The following is a 25,280-nucleotide window of genomic DNA, read 5'->3' on the forward strand; positions in this document are numbered from 1 at the left end:
CCCGGGGCTTACGGCTTAGTTTACCCCGCTAGTGCCACTGGCGCCGGTTCCGCCGGTTGCACCGGTAGCTGGGGCGTCTTGTGCTTTTTCGATGGTGTCCAGGATCTTCTGCTTAACGTCTTCTCGCAGATCAAGTGCTGCAATAACGGCAGCAGCAGTGACGAGGCCAACCTTAACCGACGTATCCTGGGCTGTGTCTCGAGCAATGCTTACCATCTCTGCAACTTCAATATCGATGTGGTTTTTACCGGCCAGCTTGGTTTTCACCAAACTCTGGGTGTCAGCCATTTTGGCATTAACGTTTTGAGTTGCAACGTAAAGCGTGGCTGAGGGATCGCTACCTGCAGGCGCGCTTTTCACAGTTCTAATCAGCTGTTGGGTAGCAACCTGGTTCAGTACCCGCAGTTGCAGCGCCACGTCGGAATTCTTCTCATTGGCCTTTGAGACCGCCACGGCATCAAAGTCGGTCAGATCGATATCGGCTGAAATGCCCAGATCTGTTGCCAGCTTGGCCTTGGCGGCGGCTTGGGCTTGAGCGGGAGTTTCGCCAGCCGCAATGCGGCGCTCGGTTTCTCCCTGAATGATGGTAGAGAACGCGGAAACGGTTTTGGCGCCGGCCGGGGCTACGTAGATGAAGCCATCGCTGACGGCTTCACCGGTGTCTTCATCAAGGGTGACGTCGGCTTTGGCTTCCAGAGCCAATGGGTAAAGCAACTGGGAGGCATCCAGGCCGGTGAGGCGGTAGACGCCACCTTTGATGGTGGTGGTAGACCGTTGGTCATCACAGGCGTTATTCAGGTTTTCGTCGACACACACGGTAGCGCCGCGCAGGTAGCCGTCGTAGGCCACACCCGTTGATTCACCCGTTGGTTCGCTGGGTGCGTCGTCCGAACTGGAAGAACTGCCGCCGGAGCACGCTGTCATGGCCATGGCCGACGCCAGTACCGCAATGGCGAGCAGTTTCTTTTTGAATGTTCCTTGCTTTACATTAGTCATACTTGCCTCTTCTCCTGAGATTGACTCTTGCTGCACGCGCTTTTCTGATTATTTGCCGCACGACGATGTGCCGTGCAGCGGTGGAAAACCCTGATTTTTGTGAAATTTTCGCTAGTCACTATATGTGACGACTATCGAAACACAAGTTTTATACCCTTATAAAGTACATATTTTTGTTTGGTTTTCGTTACCTGCCGGTTTATTGAGCCGCTCGGCCGCGGTTGAGATAGACCTCCCGCAAGGGGTTGGATGAGTTCACTATGCCGGCGCCGCCGAAGGAGACGGTATTGGCGTCTTCGTTGATGCGGGTTTGTACGGCGTAGTTGAAGTCGGCATCGCCTTTGATTTGCAGGTATTTGAACTGGCGGCCTTTGGTCGGGGTCAGTGGGATCACCCAGCCCAGGCTGACGAATTCGGCGTCGGTGTTCTTGTATTGCAGCGTGAGGGCGTAATCACCGAACCAGAAGCGCGAATCAAGGCGAATGCCTTCGTCTTCGGCGAAGAACTGGCCGCCGTACACGGTAAATTGCGCGTCCAGCCCCGGGTTGTAGTAGCTGTACTGGGCCAGGGCCTGGGTTCTGTCGTCGCCGCGGTTATTAGTGTGGCTGAAGCGGCCGGCCAGGATGCCGACGGCGTGGCGGCCACCCGGGCTGAGCAGCAGGGTTTCATTAAAGCCACCGTTATAATCCAGGGCGTAACGGCCGGCGTGAAAGGCGGTGAGCAGCTGCGGGTGCAGCTTGAACGCTTGCTGGATGTCCGCTTCGACCAGGCCGGTTCGTTGCCGGCTGTTGTAGAATACGCCGCCTTTGTCGAAGTCGTCGGTCTGGTAGATTTCCGCATCGTAGCGGGCGGACGCCAGGGCGCCGGGCCAGAGTGAAAAGGCCAGTTCGGAGCTGAGGGCAACGGAGGCATCCCACACGCCGTATTCAGTGGCGACACCGCTGCTGATGGACGGGCTGAGGGTGAGGCGCGGCTTCCAGCTGGGGCCGTAGCTGCCTTCGAAATCCCATTCCGGTTGCTGGCTGTTAAACAGCGTGGTTTCCGCAAACTGGCCCTTTATCCGGTACGGCTGCTGTTCGCTGAGGGCGACGGTTTGGCTGAGCACCGGCAAGCCCTGGTTGAGCAGGGTGAGTTCAGCTTGCTGGTGGCTGCCAACGGCGTTGTGGGCCGTGCGGGCGACGTCGAGAATGCTGTCGCGCTCGTCCCGGTTGTAGAGGTTGTTCTCCCACCAGATGTGCAGGGTGTCGCCGTCGCTTGCGGTGCGTACGCGGTCGTAACCGGCGTTGACCAGGTGTTCGCCGATTTGCCGGGCGGTTTGTTTGCCGGCTTCACGGGTGGATTTGGTGCTGGTCTCGGTTGTGCTTGCCACTTGCCCGGCTTGTGGCGGGGCATTCTGAGCCTTGTTGGCGTTTTCTTCGGCCGGGGCTGCTGGCACGGGTTGCAGGCGCTGTTTGCGCGGTGCGTTGCCGAAGGGCATGGACAGGCCGAGGGAGGCGAAGTGACGATCGTTGTCGGTGTCGCCTTCGTCCCAGGCCAGGACTTTGCCTTTTACCTGCAGGCCATAGGGCAGCCAGCCCTGGGGACTGGTGGCGCCGATGCCGAGGCGGGCGTCCAGGCTGTCGTGTTCCGCCATGATGCTCAGCCAGGGCAGCGGCCGGTAACTGACGGCACCGAAAGCACCATCCAGGTAACGGGGTGTTGCTTCCGGCTTGCCGTAGCCCAGGGCGACTTCCACCGGGCCTAACTGGCGGCCGGCGACCAGGTAGAACGCTTCGAAATCGCCGGTTTCACCGCCCAGATCCTGAGCACCTGCGGCCAGGGTGAACCACTCTTCCGGGATGAACGGGGCCTGGATTTTTACATTGGCGGAGAGATCGCGAATGCCACCAAATTCGACAAAGCGACCTGCGTGGGTTTTGTCCCAAGTGAGACGACCACCGAGTTCCACATTGGGGAAAATGCCAAATGTCCCAGATACGTTGTTGAGGTGGTGATATCCATCCTCATAATGGTACCTGGTATTGATATACGCCTGATCCGACCACTGCACAGCCGCCTGCCCGCGGTTAAGCACCGTGGCGGAAGGCACGTTCAGAAAGCCGCTGTAGCCGGGAAAGGCCAGGTCTCTCTGCGGCGACTGCGCCTGCGCCTGCAGGCTGAACAAACCAAGGGATGTGATAACCGCAACCGGCGTCAGGCACGCTACCGCCCCACCGACCAGAGTCCAGTGCTTTGAGGTCATAGATTCATTTTGTGACACAGGTTTAACTTTGGAAGGGGCGCAAGTCTACGTGATCAAGCACGGGACACAACCGAAAAAGCGTGGAAAGACGCGGCTTTATGTTGTGCAAACGTAAAAGTTTGTCAAAGGCGTCGTGTTGCTATACGCATGTTGGTCTAAACAAGCTACGTCCGGTGCTGACCATCGGGTAAAACACTGATTCTCTTTTGGGTCATAACTGATAGGCTCGCGGTTTATAATCCCTGACCGGCTTGACCGACTTACGGGCAGGCCCATCGGTTAGGGCTATCGGAGCTCCTCATGTCATGGTATGCCATCCAACATAAACCGGGCCAAGGCGACCGGGCACTGGACAACCTGCAGTATCAGGACGCCCAGTGTTTTTATCCCAAGATTGCGGTGGAAAAAATCAAGGCCGGCAAGCGTACCAGCCGGCTTGAGCCACTGTTTCCGGGTTACCTGTTTATCGACATCGAGCAGAGTGATCCCCTGTGGGCCAAGCTTCGCTCGACCCGGGGCGTGTTGCGGGTGGTGAGTTTTGCCAATAAACCGGCGCTGATTGCCAATGAAGTGATCGACCACATCCGCCAGAGCCTTGATACCGTGGCTGAGAGTGGCGGCATCAAGGCCGGCGAAACCATCCAGTTGCAGGACGGCGCGTTTGCCGGGCTGGATGCCGTGTTTCAGGCTTACGATGGAGAGGAGCGGGCCATTGTGCTGATCAGCTTTATGCAACGAGCGCAGCGGGTGAAGGTGCCGGTTTCGGCGCTGAAGCGTTAAAAGCCGGAGCTAGCAGCGAACTTGCGAGGGCGTTTTTTGTGCCAGGTTGTGCCTGTCCATGGTCATTTTCGTCCATGGTCATTTCGGGAACGATCAGTACCACTTTCCCGAGGCCACAAAGTGCGGGTTCAGAACCTCTTCTTTGCCATAGCGCAACGGCTTGCGATCGAGTGTTTCCACTTTGCCCCCGGCGGCGCTCAGAATGGCGTGGGCTGCGCCGGTGTCCCATTCGCAAGTCGGCCCGAGGCGCGGGTAGATGTCAGCCTGGCCTTCGGCTATTTTGCAGAATTTGAGTGAGCTGCCCGCCTTTACGAGTCGATGCTCGCCCAGCGTTTCGATGAAGTCTTCGGTTTCTTTATTAAGATGGCTCTTGCTCGCTACTACGCGCTTGATGGACGGCGGCACCACCACATTCAGGCGATGCACCCGTCCCGCCTTGTCCCGCTTGAAGGCGCCCTCACCTTTCGCACCCCAGTAAACCTCCCCCAATGCCGGCGCCGTCACTACGCCCAGAACAGGAATCCCGTGCTCGATCAACGCGATATTGACCGTAAATTCCCCGGTGCGACCGGTAAACTCCTTGGTGCCATCAATCGGATCCACCAGCCAGAACCGGTACCAGTGCTTGCGCTCGGCCCAGGGGGCGCTGGCAGACTCCTCCGACAGGATCGGTATGTCATGACTCAGCTGCCGCAAACCATCCACAATCATGTGATGGGCCGCCATATCCGCTGCCGTGATCGGCGAGTTATCCGCTTTGAACTCGACGTTGAAATCCGTGCGGTAAATTTCCAGCACTTTCTTGCTGGCGGCTTCGGCAAGGGTGATGACATCGGGCAGGAGGGAGGCGAATTGCATGGGGGACCTTTTTTGTAGGTGTCTGGCAGAAACAGGATAGAGCGTGGAGACCGGATATTAAAGCAACACCGGCAGTTGTAGGAGCGGTTTCAGTCGCGATTCTCCTTTCGGGCACGCACGGCATTCGCGGTTGAAACCGCTCCTACTAGGGCCAGGTTGGGCTATGTTGTGCCTGTCCTTTATCATTGTTGATCATTGACAAGCTCCAGAACCATCACAGGTGATCGTGGTAGCTGCGGAATCTTTAGCCGTGGCTGTTGTCCAGCTCGTAACTGCGGCACCGTCAGAAGTTGGAGCGACGGAAGGAGCGTTGATCGTCTCGCAAGAATCCACTTTAGCTGCAGTTAGGTTGGCAATAGTAGGATCTTGAGAATATTCAATCAGCCAATCCTTAGTTTGCGCTTCCACTTCTGCCAAACAGGACTTAACGTGGTTTTCCTCAACATAATCCTGATAAGCCGGAATAGTAATCGCCGCCAAAATACCAACAATCGCCACAACGATCATCAGTTCGATCAGAGTAAAGCCTTGCTGACCACTCTTCATTTGAATCTTTTGCAGGTCTGCGTTGTGCCTGTCCATCGTTGTGCCTCTCCCTCATCACGACGACAAATTAAAGCATACCATGGTTCCCCGAACGCCTGACACCAGAGGCCTTTAGCCGCGCTAAAAAACCTGGAAAGCGCGAGCGAACCATCCGGTTTGAGGCCACCTACCAGCAGCCAGCAGCCAGCAGCAGTACCGGCACGATCGAAGGCGGGCCGCCTAGGTGGGTGCATGTCCATGCGTTCCTTTGGCTAATCGATTATCCAGTTTGCCAGGCGCTGCTGCCGATCCGGGAGACGACTGTCAGAAACGGCATAAGGGCAATCTGACCGGCATGCTTCATTGCCAGCGTCATGCCGCGTGGGGCTTGGCGACGATGTCGATATCCAGGGAGGCTTATAGCGCCTGTCCATGATCAATCGAGCGCGAAAACTCATGTACGCGATCTCATCGCGTTCGTTGAAGGTCTCGATGCCGGCCCGGTTCACCTGGTGACCTGGTCCTACAGCGGTGGGATCGGGGCGCATGCAGCGCTGAGACGCCCGGAACTCTTCCGCTCTATTGTCCACTATGAACCGTCCATCGAGTCGCTACTCACGGGTCTGCCCGGCAGCGACAATGCTACGAAAGAATTGCGTAGCCATTTTGGGCCAGCCGTAACGGCCGCCAAGGAAAATCGACCGGAGGAGGCTGCGCTGAGACTCATTGAAGCGGTATTCAAACTGCCGGTGGCGGGCGCCTTGGCGGAGTCGGAAATGGCAGTGAAGATGTGGCGGGAAAACGGGCGCACGGTAAAGCCCTGGCTGGCGATGGACCCCGCCGAGCCACTGAGCTGCGAGGCTTTCTCCAAGCTGGAAGTTCCGACACTGGTTGTGCAGGGCACTGACACCTATACGTGGTTCTCGATGATAGCGGAACAACTCGTCAACTGTCAGCCAAATGCGACGCTTGCGACCCTGCCCGGTGTGAACCATGACGGCCCATACCGAGCTCCTGATTTGTTCGCACCCGTCATCGAAAGCTTTATCTCCAGTGTTCCGGTGACCCCAGGCAACTGAAGGCTGAGGAGTGCCTGCATAGAAGTGCCTGCCCATGCTTCCGCTTTGTGGGGTTCAGGTCAGACTATATTGTGCCTGTCCATGGGCTAAGCGGTGGCAATTTCCAGTGTTTATAACCACTCGTCAGTCGTGGTTCGTTCTTGGTTATGTTGTGCCTGTCCATGATCAACCTGCCAACGAGCGGGCGAAAGGCATGGCCGCAGGATCGGCACTCGTAGTTGTCGAGAAAGGCAATTAGGCAATTAGGCAATTAGGCAATTAGGCAATTAGGCAATTAGGCAATTAGGCAATTAGTGTCTATTCACACTTCGCGCATGTCCATGCTTTCCTTTCATTGTGCCTGTCCATGATCAATCTTTTGGGAATCAAGGCAGACTATGCAGTGCCTGTCCATGATCAAACTGCGGGGGTCGAAACCTCCAGGCCTTTGGGGATCAGGTCAAGCGATGTTGTGCCTGTCCATGATCATGCCGGTTATGTTGTGCCTGTCCATGGCGATCCATGCCAAACATAAACTTGGAATAGGCGCGCCACAAAAAGCAAAGGCCCGGGGCTTAGATGCCACCGGGCCTTTGGGGATCAGGTCAGGCTATGTATGCCTGTCCATGATCGATATGATGATTGACCCTGTCCATAATTATTATGTTACGGGGCTGCTGGGGCTACACATCCATTCGGAACATACTCAGGATCAACGGTTGTAGTACATGCCCAACTGCCGTTGGCAGAACGAGTCCAAATCAGCTCGTCACCTTGCAGAATTGCAGCAGCGTTGTTACCAAACGTGGCCGTGATAGCAGACGTCGCTATCAAATTAGCCTCCACTGTCGGTACGTCAGTTCCTGCAGGAAGAACCGCACCAGGCGCTGTGTTACCGGCACCCTGCTGCAAATTTGAACCTGTCGCACCTGGATCACACTCACCGGCAGCAGCACCAACAACTAATCTACCATTCAGAATACAATCTTCAACGGAAGTTTTAAGCGAACCAGTCTCGCCCATAACCCGATTAACCTGCGACCGAGCGATGTAATCCTGGTACTGAGGAATGGCTATCGCAGCCAAAATACCAATGATCGCCACAACGATCATCAATTCGATCAGCGTGAAACCCTTCTGGGCGTGATTGATTTGCATGTTTTTCATGTGTGACCTCTGTGTTTGTGTCGTCTTTATATTTCCCGGCCCGGGAATCGGCAGAGCGTTCGCCCCGAACCGTTTGAGCCTAAACACTTATAAGCATCACTCATGCCAACCAACAAAATTTAAATTATATCGTTTAATAACAATAGATAAATCCTAAAACATAGTCTCGAAGACCGCCCTTACCAATAGAGGCGTGACGCTCCCCGTCGCCGACTGACACTTTTGGTCATCTCCCCGCTAACATTCAGCGACAACCCGTAACCAAAAACCCGAGCCTGGCCTGAGGTTCGGCTTTTAAATCCGCAGAGAGCCATCTAAACTCTGGGCAATCTTCTGAAACACCGTTTCAACCACTTACGGACCGATCTTCAACGTCTATGGCAACCAATAAAAGCAATGTAACCCTGACCGGCCTGGCGCGGCGGTTTGTAGAGGACGGCTTGCTGGATGAAGCAACCGCCAAAGATGCCTTCCTCCAGGCCTCCAGCAACAAGATCCCGTTAATTACCTATCTGGTTCAGAACAAACTGGCCGACAGCAAAGGGCTGGCGTTTTCCGCGGCTATGGAATTCGGTGTTTCAGTGCTGGACCTCAGCGCATTCATGCCGGAGATGCTGCCGGAGAAGGTGGTAGACGAAAAGCTGATCCGCAAGCACAACGCCCTGCCCCTCTATAAGAGAGGCAACCGGCTTTTTATAGCGGTATCTGACCCGACCAACATCCAGGCACTGGATGAGATCAAGTTCAATACCGGCCTTAGCACAGATGCTGTGCTGGTGGACGATGCTCGGCTCCGGGAGGCCATCGACAAATTCCTGGAATCCCAGGACACCTCGATGGGGGACTTGGACGATGCCGATCTTGAAGGGGTTGAGACCGAAGGGGGCGATAAAGACGACGACGGCGCCGTTGTTAGCTCGGAAGTCGATGACGCGCCCATTGTAAAGTATGTGAACAAGATGCTGCTGGATGCCATTCGCGGCGGAGCCTCGGATGTTCATTTTGAGCCCTATGAAAAAGTTTACCGGGTGCGTTACCGGACTGACGGCATTCTAAAGGAAATGTCACGCCCTTCTATCAAGCTCGCCCCCAAGATCGCGGCCCGAGTGAAGATCATGGCACAACTGGACATTTCAGAACGGCGGGTCCCCCAGGACGGCCGGATCAAGATGAAATTGTCCAAAACCAAGGCGATCGATTTTCGAGTAAACACTTTACCGACGTTGTGGGGCGAGAAAATCGTGCTGCGGATCCTTGATCCAAGCCAGGCGCAAATGGGCATCGATGCATTGGGGTACGAGGAACACCAGAAAGAACTGTATATGGATGCCCTGGCTCAACCCCAGGGTATGATTCTGGTGACCGGGCCAACGGGGTCCGGCAAGACGGTGTCGCTCTACACCGGCCTGAACATACTCAACACCCCCGAGCGGAACATTTCAACGGCGGAAGACCCTGCAGAAATCAACCTTGAAGGTGTTAACCAGGTCAACGTGAATAACCGAGTCGGGCTTGGGTTTGCCGAAGCTCTCAGGGCGTTTCTTCGACAGGATCCCGACATCATCATGGTGGGTGAGATCCGGGACCTGGAAACCGCCAATATCGCCATCAAGGCTGCACAAACCGGTCACCTGGTGTTGTCTACCCTGCACACCAACAGTGCCGCCGAAACCCTGACCCGTATGATGAACATGGGCGTGCCGGCGTTTAACATTGCCACCTCCGTCAGCCTGATTATTGCCCAGCGGCTGGGCCGTCGGTTGTGCAATGGCTGCAAGGAGCCTCTGGATGTTCCAAAGCACATCCTTACTGAGGAAGGCTTCACAGACGCACAAATTGAAACAGGGTTCACGTTGTACCGCCCCAAGGGCTGTGATAAATGCAATATGGGATATAAAGGTCGCGTCGGTATTTACGAGGTGGTCAAGGTTACGGAAGCGCTGGCGAACATGATTATGGAAGAAGCCAGCTCCATCAAGATTGCAAAACAGGCCCAGGCGGAAGGCTTCAGGAATCTGCGACAGTCTGCGCTTGAAAAAGTCATGCAGGGTGTCACCAGTCTCGAGGAGGCCAACCGGGTAACCGGCTGATGTAAGGATTAACCATGGCAGCAAAAACAGAAAAGCTTTCGGCATTTGTCTGGGAAGGGAAAGACCGCAAAGGCAACAAAACCAAGGGTGAGGTGTCAGGCACCAATCTGGCCCTGGTGAAAGCCCAGCTTCGCAAACAGGGCATCATTCCCGGCAAGGTCAGGAAAAAGCCCAAGCCGCTTTTTGGCGGCAGCAAGAAAATTACCCCCTTCGATATCGCGATGTTCACGCGGCAGTTGGCGACAATGATGAAGGCGGGTGTGCCGCTGGTTCAGAGTTTCGATATTGTTTCAGACGGCCTCGAAAACAAAGGCCTGCAGGAACTTGTCACCGCCATTCGTAACGATGTTGCGGCAGGTACCAGTTTTGCCGGTGCGCTGCGCCGGCACCCGAAGCATTTTGACGATCTCTACTGCAACCTGGTGGACTCGGGTGAGAAAGCCGGTGCTCTGGAGCACATGCTGGATCGTATTGCCCACTACCTTGAGAAAACTGAACTTCTGAAGAAAAAAGTCAAGAAGGCAATGACCTACCCGATTGCGGTCGTAGTCGTCGCACTGATTGTAACGGCTATTTTGCTGGTAAAAGTGGTGCCACAATTCGAGAGTCTTTTCCAGGGCTTCGGTGCAGAGCTGCCGGTCTTCACGCAAATGGTTGTCCGACTGTCTGAATGGATGCAGGCCTGGTGGTTTGTGGTGTTACTTGGAATAGTTGGTACAATTTTTTTGTTCAAAGAGGCCAACCGCCGCTCACGGAAATTCTCGGATGCCATGGACAAACTCACCCTCAAGCTACCGGTGATGGGTGAGATTATTGACAAGTCCGCCGTGGCCAAATTCGGACGCGTGCTATCGACTACCTTCGCAGCCGGTGTGCCATTGGTGGATGCCCTGGATTCGGTCGCAGGCGCCACTGGTAACGCGGTTTATCGCGACGCCATTCACAAGATCAAAGACGAAGTCTCCAGCGGCACCCAGCTTCAGGTAGCCATGAAGCAGGTTGGCGTCTTCCCGGTCATGGCGGTGCAATTAACGGCCATCGGCGAAGAATCCGGCAACCTGGATGAAATGCTGTCAAAAGTCGCGGACCATTATGAGAATGTTGTGGATGACATGGTGGACAACCTGACCGCCCTGATGGAGCCGATGATCATGTCGGTACTGGGCGTGCTGGTGGGTGGTTTGATCATCGCCATGTACCTGCCGATCTTCCAGATGGGCGCTGTTGTTGGCTAACACTGGCTTTTCAAAAAAGGCGGAGCCCACCCCGCCTTGTTCCACCCCCTATCTCCGGCTCGCTCCATGGCAAACCTAGACTTCCTGATCAACACACCGTGGTTTCTCTATACGGTGGTCGCGATTTTTTCCCTCTGTGTAGGCAGCTTTCTGAACGTGGTCATCCTGCGCCTGCCCAAAATGATGCAGCAGGACTGGCGTTGTCAGTGTGAGGAATACCTGGAGGTTCCGGACACTGAGCGCAAGCCGGATGACAAGGTCACGCTCTCCAAACCGGACTCCACCTGCCCATCCTGCGGCCATGAAATCAGGGCCTGGGAGAATATCCCGGTAATCAGCTACCTGTTTCTGCGGGGCAAGTGCGCTTCCTGCCAGAGCCCGATTTCAGCCCGTTATCCGGTTATTGAAGCGGTCACGGCGCTGTTCTCGGTATTCACGATCTACCTGATGGGGCCGACACTGGCCGGGGCCTTTTCATTGCTGCTGGTCTGGGCGCTGGTGGCTCTGACGATGATTGATTTCGATACCCAGCTGTTGCCGGACAGCATTACCCTGCCCCTGTTATGGCTCGGGCTGATTCTCAACTCTTTTGGGATTCTTACGGACTTCGAAAGTGCGTTCTGGGGTGCGGTGACGGGTTATCTGTCGCTGTGGTCGGTGTACTGGCTGTTCAAACTGGTGACCGGCAAGGACGGCATGGGCCACGGGGATTTCAAGCTGTTGGCGGCCCTTGGCGCCTGGCTGGGCTGGCAGATTTTGCCGGCGGTGATTCTGTTATCGTCAGTGGTTGGGGCCGTGGTGGGGATCAGTCTGATTGTGTTCAAACGCCAGGGCCGGGAAGTTCCTATACCTTTTGGCCCTTACCTGGCCGCCGCCGGTTTGCTTTGTCTGTGGTTCGGGGCGGAGATTCAAGGGGCCTGGTATGCGTATTTGGGGGTTTAAATGAGCGACCCGGCAATTATCGGTCTGACCGGAGGCATCGGCAGTGGCAAGTCCACCGTGGCGGGTCTGTTCAAGAGCCTCGGTGTTCATGCGGTGGATGCAGACGATGTGGCCCGGGACGTGGTGGAGCCTGGCACCGATGCGCTGGCGCGTATTGCCGGGCACTTTGGTGAGCAGTTACTCTCCAGCGACGGCACCCTGAATCGCGCCGCTCTTCGAACCCTTGTGTTCAAGGACCCGGCCGAACGAGAATGGCTGGAAGCCCTGCTACACCCGGTGATCCGGCTGGAGCTGGCGCGCCAGTTGAAGCCCCACGAATACACCCTGCCTTACGTCTTGCTGGTGTCGCCGTTGTTGCTGGAAACCGATCAGCATACGATGGTGGAGCGGGTTGTGGTGGTGGATGTGCCGGAAGCGGTGCAACTGGCGCGTGCGATGGCCCGGGATAACAACCCCCGGGATCAGGTTGAGCGTATCATCGCGGCCCAGATGCCCCGGGAAACTCGCCTTGAGAGAGCGGACGATGTGATTGATAATAGCCTCCCCCTGGATCAGGTGCGTCAGCAGGTTGAAGCGCTGCACCGCCGGTTTTTATCACGCCATTCCTCACTCGACCGGACCTGAAGTGCGCCCACTCTTCTCAGTTTACATCCCGGCATTGTTGCTGCTGCTGCCCGCTCTGAGCTGTGCTGAGTCGCTCATTCTCATGCCCGATGCTCACACCGATCTGACGGTCGAATCCCTGCCACCGGCTTTTTATGACTTTCATCCGGATGAGTACTGGGCTGAACCCGAGGACTCCTATTGGACGGAATTCTCAAGCTGGGTGCTGAGCCAGCACGACCCGCAATCCGAGCGGGTGCAGTGGCTGGGGGAATGGGCTGACCGAACCTTGTCGGGCAACCCTCGGGCTGCGCCGAATAATGAGAGTTATCTGCGTATCGGCTTCGCTGCGGAGTCCGAATATAGTGAACTTGCCCAGTTCAAACCGGAGGCACGCTTCAGGCTCGACGTTCCTACGGTTGAAGAAAAGCTTCGTCTGGTGATTGAAAGCGAGAGCGACGAGCTCATCCCCCTCAGTGAACGCCGCCGTGATCGCCAACTGACGGAAGATCAACGCTCGGACACCGAGGCCACCGGCGCCTTCCGGTATCTCTCCGAGCTTGGCGACTCGATTAACCTGTCCAACGATGTCGGGGCCCGCCTGCGCTTTCCGCCGGATGCGTTCTGGCGGGCCCGTGCCAAAGGCAGCTGGCAACTCGACCAGCACTGGCGTGCCACGGTTGACCAGCGGTTTTACTATTTCCACGTGGACGGCTGGGGCGAACGCAGCTGGCTGGGTTTTGACCGGCTGATGTTCGATGGATGGCGTTTTCTCAGCGCCTCCGAGGCCGCGTGGGTGCACAGGGACCGCAATTTCGAGCTGGCCCAGGTGTTCAGTTTCTACAAAAAGCTGAATAACCGGGCGGAACTGAATCCGCGGCTGGGCATTCTGGGTGAGAGCAACCCGAGCTGGCGCACCACCAACGTGTTTGCGGACCTGACGTACCGCTACCGATTGTATGAAGACTGGCTGTATGCCGAAATCATCCCGACCATTGAATTTCCCCGGGAGCACAGTTTCAAGGATCGCGCTTCCGTGGTCTTCCGGCTGGAGCTCTATTTCTCTGGCAACCTGGATCTATGAGCCGTCATCCCTCAATGAGCCGACATATCGCAAAGTCGTCCGCCGAGGCACTGACCCTCACACCGATCGCGATTACCCGCTCGTGCTTTCAGGACAAGTTTGGCGTACCCCGGCAACCCGGGCTGACCCGTCATGCCTGGGCCGATCTGATCATTCAGTCGCCGTTTGATCGCGAAGATGCGTTCCGGGGGCTGGAATCCTGCAGTCACCTCTGGCTGACGTTTCAGTTCCATCAAGCGATCCGGGCAGAATGGCGACCGGTGGTGAGGCCGCCACGACTTGGTGGCAATCGCAAGGTCGGGGTATTTGCCAGCCGGTCGCCGTTCCGGCCCAACAGCCTGGGGCTGTCGGTGGTGTGCAATGAGGGGCTGAGCCGGCGGGACGGTCAACTGATATTGCGCATACGGGAACACGATCTGATCGACGGCACCCCGATTCTTGATATCAAGCCCTACCTGCCATTTGCCGATGCGCTGCCCGACGCCCGGATAGGCTGGGCAGAATCGCCCCCCCATGAGCGCATGCCGGTCAGTTTTAGCGCCGAGGCGGAACAGCAACTCGCGGCTCTTGATGCCAGTGACTACCCGGATTTTCGGGCGCTGATCGAGGATGTGGTGAGTTACGACCCCCGGCCCTCCTTCCGGCGCGGTCGAGAAGAAGAGCGTATTTACGGCGCGCACCTGTATGATTGCAATGTGCGTTTCCGGTTCACTGCCGGGCACGTGGAAGTATTGACTATCGGATAAGACCTTCCGCGATGAAAGTCGGTGGGCCAGTCTGTTAAACTGGCGATCCTACTATCGACTGAACTACCGAAAGCCGGAATTGCCAACACACAGGGAAGACGTGCTTTGCCGCTGCCGTCCATTGTAAAAAAGCTGGGAGTGCGCCCACTCGCCGCTCGCCTGCTCATCTATGTGCTGCTGTTCAGCCTGGTGCTTTCTTTTATAGCGACAGGCCTGCAGATGCTTGGGGAGTTTGATCGCCGCCAGGACGACCTGATATACACCCAGGAAAAAGCCGCGGAGATACTGGCCAACAATCTGACCAATCACATCTGGCTGATGAACTTCACCGACTTGCGCACCAGCCTTGAGGACCTGCTCGCTTTCCCGGTTATCCAGTTCGCCCGCGTTACCACCGCCAGCGGTGAAGAGTTCAGCGCAGGTAACTACCCCGCCGGCCGGGTCATCAAACATGATTATCCACTGATTTTTGACCGCACCGGGTCGGGGCGCCCACCGGAAACCCTGGGCCAGCTGACGCTGGTGTCCTCCGTTGAGCGGATTCACCAGGACATTCTCGACCGTGCCCTGCTGACGCTGTTGTTCCAGTCGCTGGTGGTTTTGCTGGGCGCCTTCGGGCTGCTGGTGATCGTGCGACTGATGTTGTCCCGGCATCTGGAAACCATCGCGAGCTACACCACCCGGCTCAATCTGGACGCCCTGATCGAACCGCTGAAACTCAATCGCCGAGAGCCGAACATACCGGATGAACTGAGCGAGATAGAGCAGGCTCTCAATACCGTGCGCCTGAAGCTGCTGGAAGAGGCTCGCTCTTTGCGCGAGTCGAGCCTGCAGTCCCGGGGCGAGCGTGACGAGGCCGTCCGGGCCAACACGGCCAAGAATCTGTTTCTGGCCAACGTCAGCCATGAGCTACGGACACCGCTGCAGGCCCTGCTCGGCTACGCCAGCTTGCTGGAGGATACCCGGCTCGACCCCGAGCAACAGGAGTACGTTCACACCCTGCAGCACGCCGGCGAAAACCTCGCGGCGATCATCAATGACCTGCTGGACATTTCCAGTATGGAAGCCGGCAAACTGGTACTGGACAGCATTCCGTTCGATCTGAGAGAAACCCTCAATGATGTGGTCACCATGCTGGGCGGGCGGGCCCGGGAGAAAGGCCTGGCCCTGGAACTCCGGGTCGACGAGAACCTGCCTTTTGCCCTGCGGGGTGACCCGGTCAGGCTGCGCCAGATCTTACTGAACCTGACCTCCAACGCCATCAAGTTTACCGATTCCGGCCATGTGCTGGTCAGCATCGAGGTGATGGGGCGGGACGGTGAAGAGGTGCATTTGCGACTTGCCGTGGAAGATACCGGGGTCGGGATCAACGCCGACGATTTGCCGCTGATTTACGAGCCCTATGTCCAGCTGGGTCAGCGCTTCCAGCGCCAGTTACCGGGGGCCGGTCTGGGCCTTACCATTTGCCGGCAACTGGTAACGTTGATGGACGGGCGGCTGGATGTCGAAAGCCGCCCGGGTGAAGGGACAACGTTCTGGCTTGAAGTGTCACTGCCAACGGCACCCAACGAAGCCACGCGCATTCGCCCGGATACCCGGATGATCCGCGGCAAACGGGTGCTGGTGGTGGATTCTTACGAGTTGTCCCGGAAAATCACCCTGGAAATGCTGTCCCGCTTCGAGGTCGATATTGACGCCGTCAAATCCGCCGCCGAAGCCCTGACCATGCTGCGCCAGGCCTCGGACAACGGCCAGGCCTACGATGCCGTGATACTCGATGGCTTCGTACCGGATATGGACAGCGATCTGCTGTGCCAGCAGATCCATGACAACACCGACTGGCAACAGACCCGCACGCTGATTCTGTCGTCTAACCCGCAACGGGGTGATGCCGAACATTTCCGCCAGGCCGGGGCCGATGCGTACCTCAGCAAGTCCCTGCGGGATTCCTGCCTGATGTCCATTCTGCATCAACTGTTTGTGGATGCGTCCCATGGTGAGCGCTCGTTCCTGACCCGGTTCTCCCTGCTGTCCAGCACCGCTCAGCCACCCGGTAACGCCCTGCCCTGCAGCCGCATGCGGGTGCTGCTGGTGGAGGATAATCCGGTCAACCGCACCCTCACCCGTCGACTCCTGGAAAAGCTTGGCTGTGATGTGACCACCGCCAACGATGGAGAAGCCGCATCCGGCCTTTGGCAAGGGCAACGCTTTGATCTGATCTTTATGGATTGTATGATGCCCAAAGTAGACGGCTTTGAGGCCACCCGGCGCCTGCGGGAATATGAAAAGGCTGAAGGCCTGCCCCCGGTGCCGGTGGTCGCGTTGACGGCAAGCGCCATGGAAGAGGACGAGGAACGCTGTCGACGTGCGGGAATGGACTCCTTCGTGGCCAAGCCGGTCAATATGGACATGCTGCGGGCAGTGCTGGAACAGTACTGTCAAAAATCACCAGCCAGAGACGCCTGAACAGCCCATGATTGTCGATTGCCCAACCTGTAAGAAACCCGTGGAATGGGTGGAACGTAATGAATATCGCCCATTTTGTTCAGAACGCTGCAAAATGATAGACCTCGGCGCCTGGGCGAACGAGGAATATCGGGTACCCGCAGAAAACGCGGACCCGAATGATCTTGATCAGGGTGGTGAGGAAACCGACCATTCCAGTCATTGAGGGCATTGAAGCCATGGACGCCATAGAAAGAAGCGCTCAGGCCAGACTTACCGAGATGTAAGTTGAGCGGGCTATCCGCGCCCGCTATCATATTGTTCGGTAACTGTTTACTGACTATTTACTGCCGATTATCAGTTACCGGTCACCACCGCGAACCATCCAAAGAATAAGGGTAATAAATGAAGTACTCCCGCGTACCGCTTATCGTACTATCGCTCGCCGCCGCACCGGTATTCGCCAGCGATTTTGATCTCTCGCTGACCAATGATTCGGTCAAGGGGCAGGTGAACTTCCTTGATACCAACGCCGACATGCAGTTTGGCGCAGGTTATACCTACCACGAAGGCAGCCGTCATATCGGCAATGTCGATTTTCATGCCCAGGGCCGCACTGCACTGGGCAACCTGCCAGCCACAGCGGGCCTCGGCCTGCGTGCGCTGGGCTGGGACGATGATCGCCTTGATGGCGGCGCGATCGGCCTGGGCGGTTTCGGCACGGTGAACATTCCGATGGTACCTGGCCTGTCTCTGCATGGCGCCCTGCACTACGCCCCCAGCATTCTCTCGTTCGGCGATTCCGAAGACATGACCAGCCTCGAGCTGCGTGCCAGCTACCGCATAATCCGCAACGCTGAGCTGTTTGGTGGCTATCGCTACCTGAACACCGATCTGGACGACCGCAGTGGTGACATCAATCTGGATGAAGGCGTCATGGTTGGCATGAAGTTGTTTTTCTGAAGCTCTGACCCTATCGCGAAATTTGGGTCGCGGTTGAAACCGCTCCTTCCGGGAAACGAGCCAATCACTGAATACAGCGTATAACCTGTTACAATTGCGGCCACGTGTTCAGGAATGAGAGGCTTTATGACTGCGGGAATCCGGCTGTTAGGGTTTGTTTTACCATTGATTTTTGTTGGTCTTGCGGGGGCTCTTTATAGCCCTGCTCCGATGGATGACAGTGATGCGGATGATATTGCGCTGAGCACTCTGCCAGCGCTGCCGGGGTGGGCTACCGCGAGTCTGCCGGATTTTACGACCTACGGTGACACCACCGAAAAAAAGGCCGCTTTCTTTTCGTTTCTTTACCCCCGCATCGTCCTCGCCAATGCCCGGATTCTTATCCAGCGTCAGTATCTGATGGCGTTGAGTCAGAAAGAGGAACTTACCGCCGAGGAGCTACGCTGGCTTGAGCAGCAGTCCGAGCGCCTGCGCGTGGATGCGGCCCCCGGCAGTGCCGAGATGTTCGACATGCTTGCCCGCCGGCTGGATGCCATTCCCCCGTCGCTGATTCTTGCCCAGGCGGCCAACGAATCCGCGTGGGGCACTTCGCGGTTTGCCCGCAGCGGAAACAATCTGTTTGGTCAGTGGTGTTTTTCCGAAGGCTGCGGCCTGGTGCCTGAAAGCCGGGTGCAAGGTGCCAGTCACGAAGTGGCGAGTTTCCAGGCGCCCTATCAGTCCATCCGATCCTACATCCAGAACCTGAACCGGCACCCGGCCTACCATGGGCTGCGCACTACCCGTGAACAGCTCCGCCAGGGCGGGAGTAACGTGACCGGCCATGCCCTGGCCCAGGGCCTGATCAGCTACTCCGAACGTGGTGCCGAGTATGTGGAAGAAATCCGCAGCATGATCCGGTACAACAACCTGGCGTATTACGATAAGCAATACCGTGGCAAAGTCGGGGATGGCGCGGACCCATCTACGCTGATGGAGCTCTCGACAACTTCCGAAGCGGACCTGCTTACCAGCCGCGGGACCTTAGCAAAAGCGGGCAAGGAGGGTTAACTCCTTACGCTTTCTGCCTCTTGGGTTCTAGCGGCTACGGACGTGTTAACCCCCTACGCCCCACGGACTCTTGATCAGAGCAAACCCAGTTCTCTGGCTCTTACGATCGCCTGGGTCCGGGATTTTACTTCCAGTTTCGCATTGATGCGTCGGGCATGGGTTTTCACGGTGTGCAGGGATATATGCAGCCTGTCACCGATATCCTGGTTTGACAGACCCATAGCGATCAACTCCAGCACGCCCTGCTCACGGTCACTGATCGGCTCTGCCAGCGGAGGTGCCGAGCGCGTCGGCACTGGTGCCCCGTCATTAAGCTCGAATATGGCTTTCAGGGAAGTCACCAATCCCGAATCCGGCAAGCGCTGCAACGCCGGCCGGATCAGCTCCACCAGCTCCTGTTTGAGTTCCACAAACGGACTCAGGTAATGCTCCTCCGTAGCTTTCGCAATAGCGGCTTTGAGGCGGCCCCAGGCTTTGTCTGGTTTGCCCGCCTGATGGTAGGCAATGGCATCCAGCAGATCCCCGTACAGGTGTATGCCGAACGGCTGTGATGACGTCCCCAGTAATTCCCGCAAGCGGTTATGCTCTGGCTGGGCGCCAGACAGCTTGCCGCTCGCCAGCTCATACCGAACCTGGAGAGTGTCGAGCAGACCCGGCAACATCGGGAACAGCTCCGGTACCCGCTGCTGGCTCCGGAACTCCTTCAGCTTGAGCAGTGCGGGCTCTGCGCTTTCGTGCTGGTTCTGGCTCAGCCAGCAGGTGGTTTTCAATGCTTCCAGCACCGGCACATACACGGCGTCATCCACATGCCATATCTGCATGGTGCGCTCCGCCTGCCCGATCCAGGAGAATGCCTCGACCATGCGTCCCCGGGCTTTCGCAATCAGCGTGCGCAAGGCCATCGCCATCAGAAAAGCCAGATCGCGGCTCTGTTCTGCATAGCGGGCGCAGTGCACCAGCAGCTTCTCGGCTTCGTCATTGCGGCCCTGATGCCAGAGCACCAGGGCCAGGCTGAGCTGCAGCCGGCCCTCGCCGATACGGGGTGGGCGGTTGGGGTCACTCATGGCGGCGTCCAGACCGTGCCTCAACAGCAGCTCTGCCCGGCGCAAATAACCTTTGCCTAATTCGATTCGGGCATGATCGTACACCGCCAGCATCTCACAACCGGTATCGCCGGATTCCCGCGCCAGCCTGGAGGCATTTCTGTTTGCGCTGCGGGCCTCACCAAACCGGCCATCGGCGCAAAGCGCACTTGAGCGCACCAGCAAGGCGATCAGCCGCGCGTGCAACGTCAGGCCGGGGTCATCAATGGCCTGATCGGCCTCCCGGAGCGCCTCGTGGACATTGCCCTCGCCCCGCAAGATAAACGCCCGCAACGCGGATAGCCGGCCATGGAGAGGTTCTTCATCCGCATGGGACAACGCCTCGATCAGCTTGCGGGCCTCTTCAAACTGGCCGCCAACCGCATGCACCCAACCATAAACCACCCGCAAGCGGGGGCTTTGACGGATAAGGCTGACAGGAAGGTTGCGACGAAGCTTGAGCAGCGAGGCGGTATCCTGGCTTACCAATAGTGCTTCTGACCCCTCTGAAGCGATCGACAGGGCGTGCTCAACATCGTTGCTGATCAAGGCGTAACGTAACGCTTCCGAGAAATCTGCGCGGGCTTCAAACCAGTGGCTGGCGACACCGGCGCGCGCTTTGGTACCGCTCAGACCACGATTGACCAGCCAATCCCGTGCCAGCGGATTAAAACGGAACCAGCGCCCCCGCCCGGATACCGGGTAGAGCGGCAAACCGCTGTCGGAGGCTGCCGAAGGACAAAACCCCCGGTCACAGGCTGCATCGGCAATGTGGAAAAACAGATCGTCGGAAACAACCTCAAACTCCGCCATAAGGCACAGACAGCGTTGCTGTCCGGAGGTCAACCGGCTGAACAGGGAGTCCTGAACGAAGCGCTGCACGCTCTGGGTTTCCTGGATTGGCAGACGTTCGTTGTCGGATGCGAGCAGTTCCTGGCGATACAAGGCCAGCGGTGTTAACCAGCCTTCGGTCAGCGTATGAAGGTGTTCTACTGCCAGCACCGTAAGGTGGCCAGCTACCACACAGTCATCAAAAAACGCGTGGGTCTCCCCCCGGGATAAGGCCAGAGTTTCCATGGTCAGACGATGAAAGCGACCCGCCAGGGCAAAGACGTGGGTCTCAATCGGTAAAGGACGACGGGAAATCAGCACCAGGGTAATCGCCGGGGGCAGCTCCTGCATGAGTTGCTCCAGCAGAGCCAATGCCGGCGCGGTCACCAGTACATCCGTCGCATCCAGTACCAGTACCAGCGACTCACCCGGGTAATCCGTTGCCCTGAAGCCAGACAGCAATATTGTCATGGTATCGGTCAAAGACCCGGAAACTGGCTTGGCCAGGGACTGGTGCCGGAGCTCCGGACGCTTCAGTGCGAGCATAAGCAACGCCAGCAGCCTGGAGGGATCGTTGTCCTGGGACGTCAATGAAATCCAGCTGACCGACCCGGAAGGACGGTCAGCCACGGCATCGCACAAGGCCTGTGATTTGCCGTAGCCGGCAGGTGCTTCAAGATGCAGTATCTTGCCCGGCAGGAGTGCGGAATTCACCTTTTTGGCGACCTGGACGCGTTCAATACGCCAATCTGAGGAGCCATGTGGCGTTTTGATGCGGTGTTGTAATAAATCCCAGATCAATTCTCCGGTCTGCGCTCCCCCGGCCAACGCCAAGTACTCGTCGTTGGCTGCACAGCCTTCGTCAAATGGTTTCAATCTTGGCCCCGTTTTGTTTTGATTACTGCTTTAGTCGTATACGCCTATCTACGAGAGGGAGATTAAACCAAACCACATGCCCGGCGCAAAACATCGGTGAAAAAAGTCAGTTTTCCAGCCTAACTACAGGTTTCCGGGCACAAAAAAACCGGCGCAAGGCGCCGGCTTTTCAATCACGTTAATGCACTTCTGGCGAGTACCCGCTTTATCGGGTACCTGCCCGGCGCAAGGCCGCAGGGGTATAGTCTCTTGAATTGTACTCCACACCAAACTGGTACGGGTTCTGCTCTTCATTGGTCAGACCCAGTGCGAGGTACCGGCCAGACAACAGGTCGTACAGGGTCTCAATGGCGTACCAAGGCACCTTGACATCATAGAAAAACATATTGTGGGCTTCGGCAACGCGCCAGAGCTCACCGCGACCATCGTAGTGATCGATGATCGAGGCCTGCCAGGAATCTTCGTCAATGTAGAGGTCACGCTGACCATAGATATGGCGCTCACCGTCTTTCAATGTAGCGCGAACGTGCCACACCCGGTGAAGTTCATATCGGGTGAGGTCCTGGTTAATATGACCAGCCTTGATGATCTCATCGTAACTCAGACTGCGGTCTGTCAGCTTGTAGGAATTGTACGGAATGTACATTTCCTTTTTGCCAACCAGCTCCCAGTTGTAACGATCAGGTGCACCGTTGAACATGTCGAAGTTATCTGTGGTGCGCATGCCGTCTGCCGCTGTACCCGGTCCGTCATAGGCGACCTGGGGAGCACGACGAACACGGCGCTGACCGGCGTTGTAGACCCATGCCCGGCGTGGTTCTTTTACCTGGTCAATGGTCTCGTGAACCAGCAATACGTTACCGGCCAACCGTGCAGGCCCGGTGATGGCCTGCTTGAAGTAGAACAGGACGTTCTCATCTTCCGTTGGAGAATAATCCTCCAGCGAGGCGCGCCAGGTCAGTTCGTCCTGGAACTTCACGATGCTGAAATTGCCGTCAGCGGTCGGAGTTGCCTGACCAACATTTCGGGTGACAGAGCCACCCCTGTATCGGGTGATGTGGTTCCAGATCACTTCCAGGCCGTTTTTTGGAATCGGGAACGGTGTCGCCTCCTGATAGTTTTTCAGACCGTTACCACCGGCAATCAGTTCGACCGTCGTCGCATTTTCTACCGTTTCATCCATGATTTCCTGGGGATAGGTAGAGGTGCGATGAGTTTCATAAACCGGAAGCACGTACTTATCGTACTTCCTGATCATCGCGATCTGGCCCGGGGACAGGTTGTCCGCATACTCATCAACGTTACTCTGGTTGATCGTAAACTTGATCTGCTCATCGGCAAACGGGTTGACGTAGATGCCGTCACCTTTATAGCTTGCCGGAATTTGATCCTCCGTCATACCGCCATCCCAGGCAGGGATGGCGCCGCCGTTACCGGCTTTTTCAGCGCCCATCGGCGTCAGGGTGTCGCCTAGCTTCGCAGCTTCTTCAGCTGATACTGCAGCGAAAGCGTTGCCAGCGAACAGGGAGGCCGCAAGGACCCCCGTGGCAATCAGTTTCTTGTTCAGTTTCATTTAGTGTTACCTCGTTAAACGAATTCAGGCCCGATCAGAACGAGTAAGAGACACTCGCGCTTATGAAATCACGGTCGGTCAGTTCGTTATACGGCTTGCCGCCGAAAAAGTTCGTGTAGCCGATCTCACCGGTATATTTGTTCTGGTAAACGCCAGCCAGGGAGACACCGATCGACTTGTTGCCTTCATTGAACGCTCCGCCGGGTTGTGGCGCATAGCCTTCAACGTCATGGGACCAGGCCAGTTGTGGCTGCAGGTTGACACCCGCAAAGGCATTCGGGTAATCCCACACCAGACGTGCACGGTAGCCCCAGGAGAAGTCTGTTACAAACCCGTCCTGAGTACAGTTGCTGGCGTTAATGTTGAGGGCTGCGCCAGTTGCGCCGGTGCCATCACAGGCGCCACCAGGCAAAGTGCCAATACCGAAGGTGCCGGAGCGGCCATAGCGCGCTTCGTCCTGACCTGGCAGGTCATGAACGTAGGTGGCACCGACTTCACCGATGAAGGACAGGCGGCTGGCGCCCATCACCTGATCGAAGAACTTGATCAGCGTCATCTGGGCCTGGGATACGCCAAAGCTGTCATAGCCGTCAACCCGTGTTCCACGAATATCGGCGCCACCGGCTTCCGCTTCCCGCTGCACCTGCAGCAAACTGGCCGGCTCGCCAGTCTCGGGGTTAACCTGCTGAAGACCGCCGTAAATCAGTTCAAACGCGTTCCACTGGATCGGAAGCTTGTCACGATAGCTGTACTCGGCACCCAGTGACCAGCCACCCGGAGTTGTGGTGTTGATACTGATACCGTAGAGGTTGATATTTTCGGGGTATTCAATGAAGTAGGACGGGAACCGCTCACCTTCACGATCATCCCGTACGGTGCCGCTGACATACGGCAGCCGGCTGTTGTACTTGATGTAGTAGAAGCCAAGCTCGGAATCATTCAGCGCAGGCACGTACCAACGCAACGCCACACCGAACTGGTCTTTTTCGTCTGCATCCTGGTCTGCCAGGCGCGGAGCTACGAATCCCTGAGCCAACGCCTGGGAATCCGGTAGCTGGCCGGCCAGTAGTACCGGACCACAGCCGTCCGCGGCAAAATCGTTGGTTGAGAAGAAGGTACCGCAGTCGTCCGGGCGGATCGGTTCCCAATCGGTTTGAACGAAGGCTTCAGCCGTAACGTTCTGGGTCAGACCGATGGAGGTATAGAGCATCTCGACCGGCAGCAGCGCTTCTTTCAGCTCCGACCCTGGTGCCCGGAAGGCGGGAACGTCAATCGGGTTGATGGTGTTGATACCACCCTGGATAAAGGTACTTTCACCCCAGCTGACAACCTGCTTGCCATACCGCAGGCTGACCGGGGTGTCACCGAAATACCAGTCAGAGAAAACGTAGGCATCGAGAAATTCAGCGCCGGAGGCATTGTCATCGGCTTCGTCGTTCAGGGACCGGCGCTGGCCAACGTCATCGACCGCACGCATTTCATCTTTCAGCTCGAAATCGTAGTAGTAGCGACCGCGAACAAAGGTACCCACACGGGTCAGGTAGTCCGAATTCACATCGTAGCTCAGGAACAGATCGGTCGTGCCCTTGACGATTTTGGAAACGGTGTCGCCTTTATCAAAATTCAGGTTGCCGTCGTCATAGTTGTTGGTTGATGCGCCAACATTGGTGTTCGCAAATTCGGGGCCGAGGTTACCCTGGGCAATAAGACGACGGTCGGAATCCTGGGTCCGCCAGGTCGCACCGGCTGAAATGGTGGTGTTTAGCGATGCTTCCACATCCCCCATATAAAATGAAAATGCTGATGCCTGACCGGATATGCCCGCGGCAATAGCCACAGCAAGAGGCAATTTGGCCCATTGCTGCCACTGTTGATTTTTTCTTGTCATTGGAAGGCTACTCCATTGTTGTTCTGAGTCGCTGCTCTAGTTATTGGTCTTAACGAAGTTGGAGGCTTCACGCACACAGTGCTCGTGATGCTGGCACTATAGCTAAGCCGGTCCGACGCTTTGATCAGTCAAAAGTATGATTTTGCGAGCATCCGACTTTTTAAACGTAATTCAGGTTTGGTGACCCGTGATATTCAGACCACCCCGGCGGCCTACCCCACCGGAGCTATCGCACTGAGTCACTATAGA

The 25,280-nt window shown here is 56.8% G+C and carries 20 protein-coding genes; 12 read left to right on the forward strand and 8 right to left on the reverse strand.

Annotation, left to right across the window (positions count from 1 at the left end; all coding sequences use genetic code 11):
- Positions 1 to 15 precede the first annotated feature (15 nt).
- The gene (locus tag F6Y09_RS14360) at positions 16 to 996 is read right to left on the reverse strand and encodes a hypothetical protein (protein WP_152207625.1); all 981 of its coding nucleotides are present in this window, start codon (positions 994 to 996) and stop codon (positions 16 to 18) included.
- A gap of 199 nt (positions 997 to 1,195) precedes the next feature.
- Positions 1,196 to 3,238: a YjbH domain-containing protein gene (locus F6Y09_RS14365; RefSeq protein ID WP_152207626.1), complete on the reverse strand. Its 2,043-nt coding sequence runs from the start codon at positions 3,236 to 3,238 to the stop codon at positions 1,196 to 1,198.
- 300 nt (positions 3,239 to 3,538) lie between these two features.
- Between F6Y09_RS14365 and rfaH the strand changes: the two genes are divergently transcribed.
- Positions 3,539 to 4,018, forward strand: a complete 480-nt coding sequence (gene rfaH / locus F6Y09_RS14370) for a transcription/translation regulatory transformer protein RfaH (RefSeq protein WP_152207627.1) — start codon at positions 3,539 to 3,541, stop codon at positions 4,016 to 4,018.
- 93 nt (positions 4,019 to 4,111) lie between these two features.
- On the opposite strand, the gene cysQ is transcribed toward rfaH, so the two are convergent.
- Both cysQ and F6Y09_RS20715 read right to left on the reverse strand, forming a co-directional pair.
- Entirely contained in the window at positions 4,112 to 4,876 is a 765-nt protein-coding gene (gene cysQ, locus F6Y09_RS14375) for a 3'(2'),5'-bisphosphate nucleotidase CysQ (RefSeq protein ID WP_152207628.1), read from the reverse strand.
- Positions 4,877 to 5,068: 192 nt separating this feature from the next.
- Positions 5,069 to 5,422 carry a pilin gene (locus F6Y09_RS20715; protein WP_281348223.1) on the reverse strand — a complete coding sequence of 118 codons (354 nt, stop codon included), beginning with the start codon at positions 5,420 to 5,422 and terminating at the stop codon, positions 5,069 to 5,071.
- Between the two features lie 353 nt (positions 5,423 to 5,775).
- On the opposite strand from F6Y09_RS20715, the gene F6Y09_RS14385 reads away from it, so the two are divergent.
- Positions 5,776 to 6,480, forward strand: a complete 705-nt coding sequence (locus F6Y09_RS14385) for an alpha/beta fold hydrolase (RefSeq protein ID WP_152207629.1) — start codon at positions 5,776 to 5,778, stop codon at positions 6,478 to 6,480.
- Positions 6,481 to 7,125: 645 nt separating this feature from the next.
- Here F6Y09_RS14385 and F6Y09_RS14390 read toward each other — a convergent pair.
- Entirely contained in the window at positions 7,126 to 7,626 is a 501-nt protein-coding gene (locus tag F6Y09_RS14390; protein ID WP_218944174.1) for a pilin, read from the reverse strand.
- A gap of 377 nt (positions 7,627 to 8,003) precedes the next feature.
- Here F6Y09_RS14390 and pilB point away from each other — a divergent pair, with 377 nt between their 5' ends.
- The 10 genes from pilB to F6Y09_RS14440 all read left to right on the forward strand — a co-directional run bounded on the left by pilB (position 8,004) and on the right by F6Y09_RS14440 (position 18,781).
- Positions 8,004 to 9,716, forward strand: coding sequence for a type IV-A pilus assembly ATPase PilB (gene pilB / locus F6Y09_RS14395; protein WP_152207630.1), 1,713 nt, complete (start codon positions 8,004 to 8,006; stop codon positions 9,714 to 9,716).
- Positions 9,717 to 9,730: 14 nt separating this feature from the next.
- Complete coding sequence (locus tag F6Y09_RS14400) at positions 9,731 to 10,951, forward strand: type II secretion system F family protein (protein WP_152207631.1); 1,221 nt, start codon at positions 9,731 to 9,733, stop codon at positions 10,949 to 10,951.
- Between the two features lie 66 nt (positions 10,952 to 11,017).
- Positions 11,018 to 11,893 (forward strand): prepilin peptidase, encoded by an 876-nt coding sequence (locus tag F6Y09_RS14405; protein WP_152207632.1) that lies wholly within the window; start codon positions 11,018 to 11,020, stop codon positions 11,891 to 11,893.
- Positions 11,894 to 12,517 (forward strand): dephospho-CoA kinase, encoded by a 624-nt coding sequence (coaE, locus tag F6Y09_RS14410; protein WP_152207633.1) that lies wholly within the window; start codon positions 11,894 to 11,896, stop codon positions 12,515 to 12,517.
- 1 nt (position 12,518) lies between these two features.
- Complete coding sequence (locus F6Y09_RS14415) at positions 12,519 to 13,580, forward strand: hypothetical protein (RefSeq protein ID WP_246180545.1); 1,062 nt, start codon at positions 12,519 to 12,521, stop codon at positions 13,578 to 13,580.
- A 14-nt stretch (positions 13,581 to 13,594) separates the two neighbouring features.
- A complete protein-coding gene (tsaA, locus tag F6Y09_RS14420; RefSeq protein ID WP_152207634.1) occupies positions 13,595 to 14,326 on the forward strand; it encodes a tRNA (N6-threonylcarbamoyladenosine(37)-N6)-methyltransferase TrmO in 732 nt (243 codons plus the stop codon).
- Positions 14,327 to 14,431: 105 nt separating this feature from the next.
- Positions 14,432 to 16,792: a response regulator gene (locus F6Y09_RS14425; RefSeq protein WP_343031135.1), complete on the forward strand. Its 2,361-nt coding sequence runs from the start codon at positions 14,432 to 14,434 to the stop codon at positions 16,790 to 16,792.
- Positions 16,793 to 16,799: 7 nt separating this feature from the next.
- Positions 16,800 to 16,997: a DNA gyrase inhibitor YacG gene (yacG, locus tag F6Y09_RS14430; protein ID WP_152207635.1), complete on the forward strand. Its 198-nt coding sequence runs from the start codon at positions 16,800 to 16,802 to the stop codon at positions 16,995 to 16,997.
- 179 nt (positions 16,998 to 17,176) lie between these two features.
- Positions 17,177 to 17,734 (forward strand): YfaZ family outer membrane protein, encoded by a 558-nt coding sequence (locus tag F6Y09_RS14435; RefSeq protein ID WP_152207636.1) that lies wholly within the window; start codon positions 17,177 to 17,179, stop codon positions 17,732 to 17,734.
- 126 nt (positions 17,735 to 17,860) lie between these two features.
- Positions 17,861 to 18,781, forward strand: a complete 921-nt coding sequence (locus tag F6Y09_RS14440; protein WP_152207637.1) for a glucosaminidase domain-containing protein — start codon at positions 17,861 to 17,863, stop codon at positions 18,779 to 18,781.
- 74 nt (positions 18,782 to 18,855) lie between these two features.
- Here F6Y09_RS14440 and F6Y09_RS14445 read toward each other — a convergent pair whose 3' ends face one another.
- The 3 genes from F6Y09_RS14445 to F6Y09_RS14455 all read right to left on the reverse strand — a co-directional run bounded on the left by F6Y09_RS14445 (position 18,856) and on the right by F6Y09_RS14455 (position 25,031).
- Entirely contained in the window at positions 18,856 to 21,570 is a 2,715-nt protein-coding gene (locus tag F6Y09_RS14445; protein WP_152207638.1) for a LuxR C-terminal-related transcriptional regulator, read from the reverse strand.
- Between the two features lie 205 nt (positions 21,571 to 21,775).
- Entirely contained in the window at positions 21,776 to 23,143 is a 1,368-nt protein-coding gene (locus F6Y09_RS14450; protein WP_152207639.1) for a DUF1329 domain-containing protein, read from the reverse strand.
- 34 nt (positions 23,144 to 23,177) lie between these two features.
- Positions 23,178 to 25,031, reverse strand: a complete 1,854-nt coding sequence (locus F6Y09_RS14455) for a DUF1302 domain-containing protein (protein ID WP_152207640.1) — start codon at positions 25,029 to 25,031, stop codon at positions 23,178 to 23,180.
- Positions 25,032 to 25,280: the final 249 nt, after the last annotated feature.

The sequence above is a fragment of the Marinobacter changyiensis genome (assembly GCF_009193265.1).
GTDB lineage: Bacteria > Pseudomonadota > Gammaproteobacteria > Pseudomonadales > Oleiphilaceae > Marinobacter > Marinobacter changyiensis.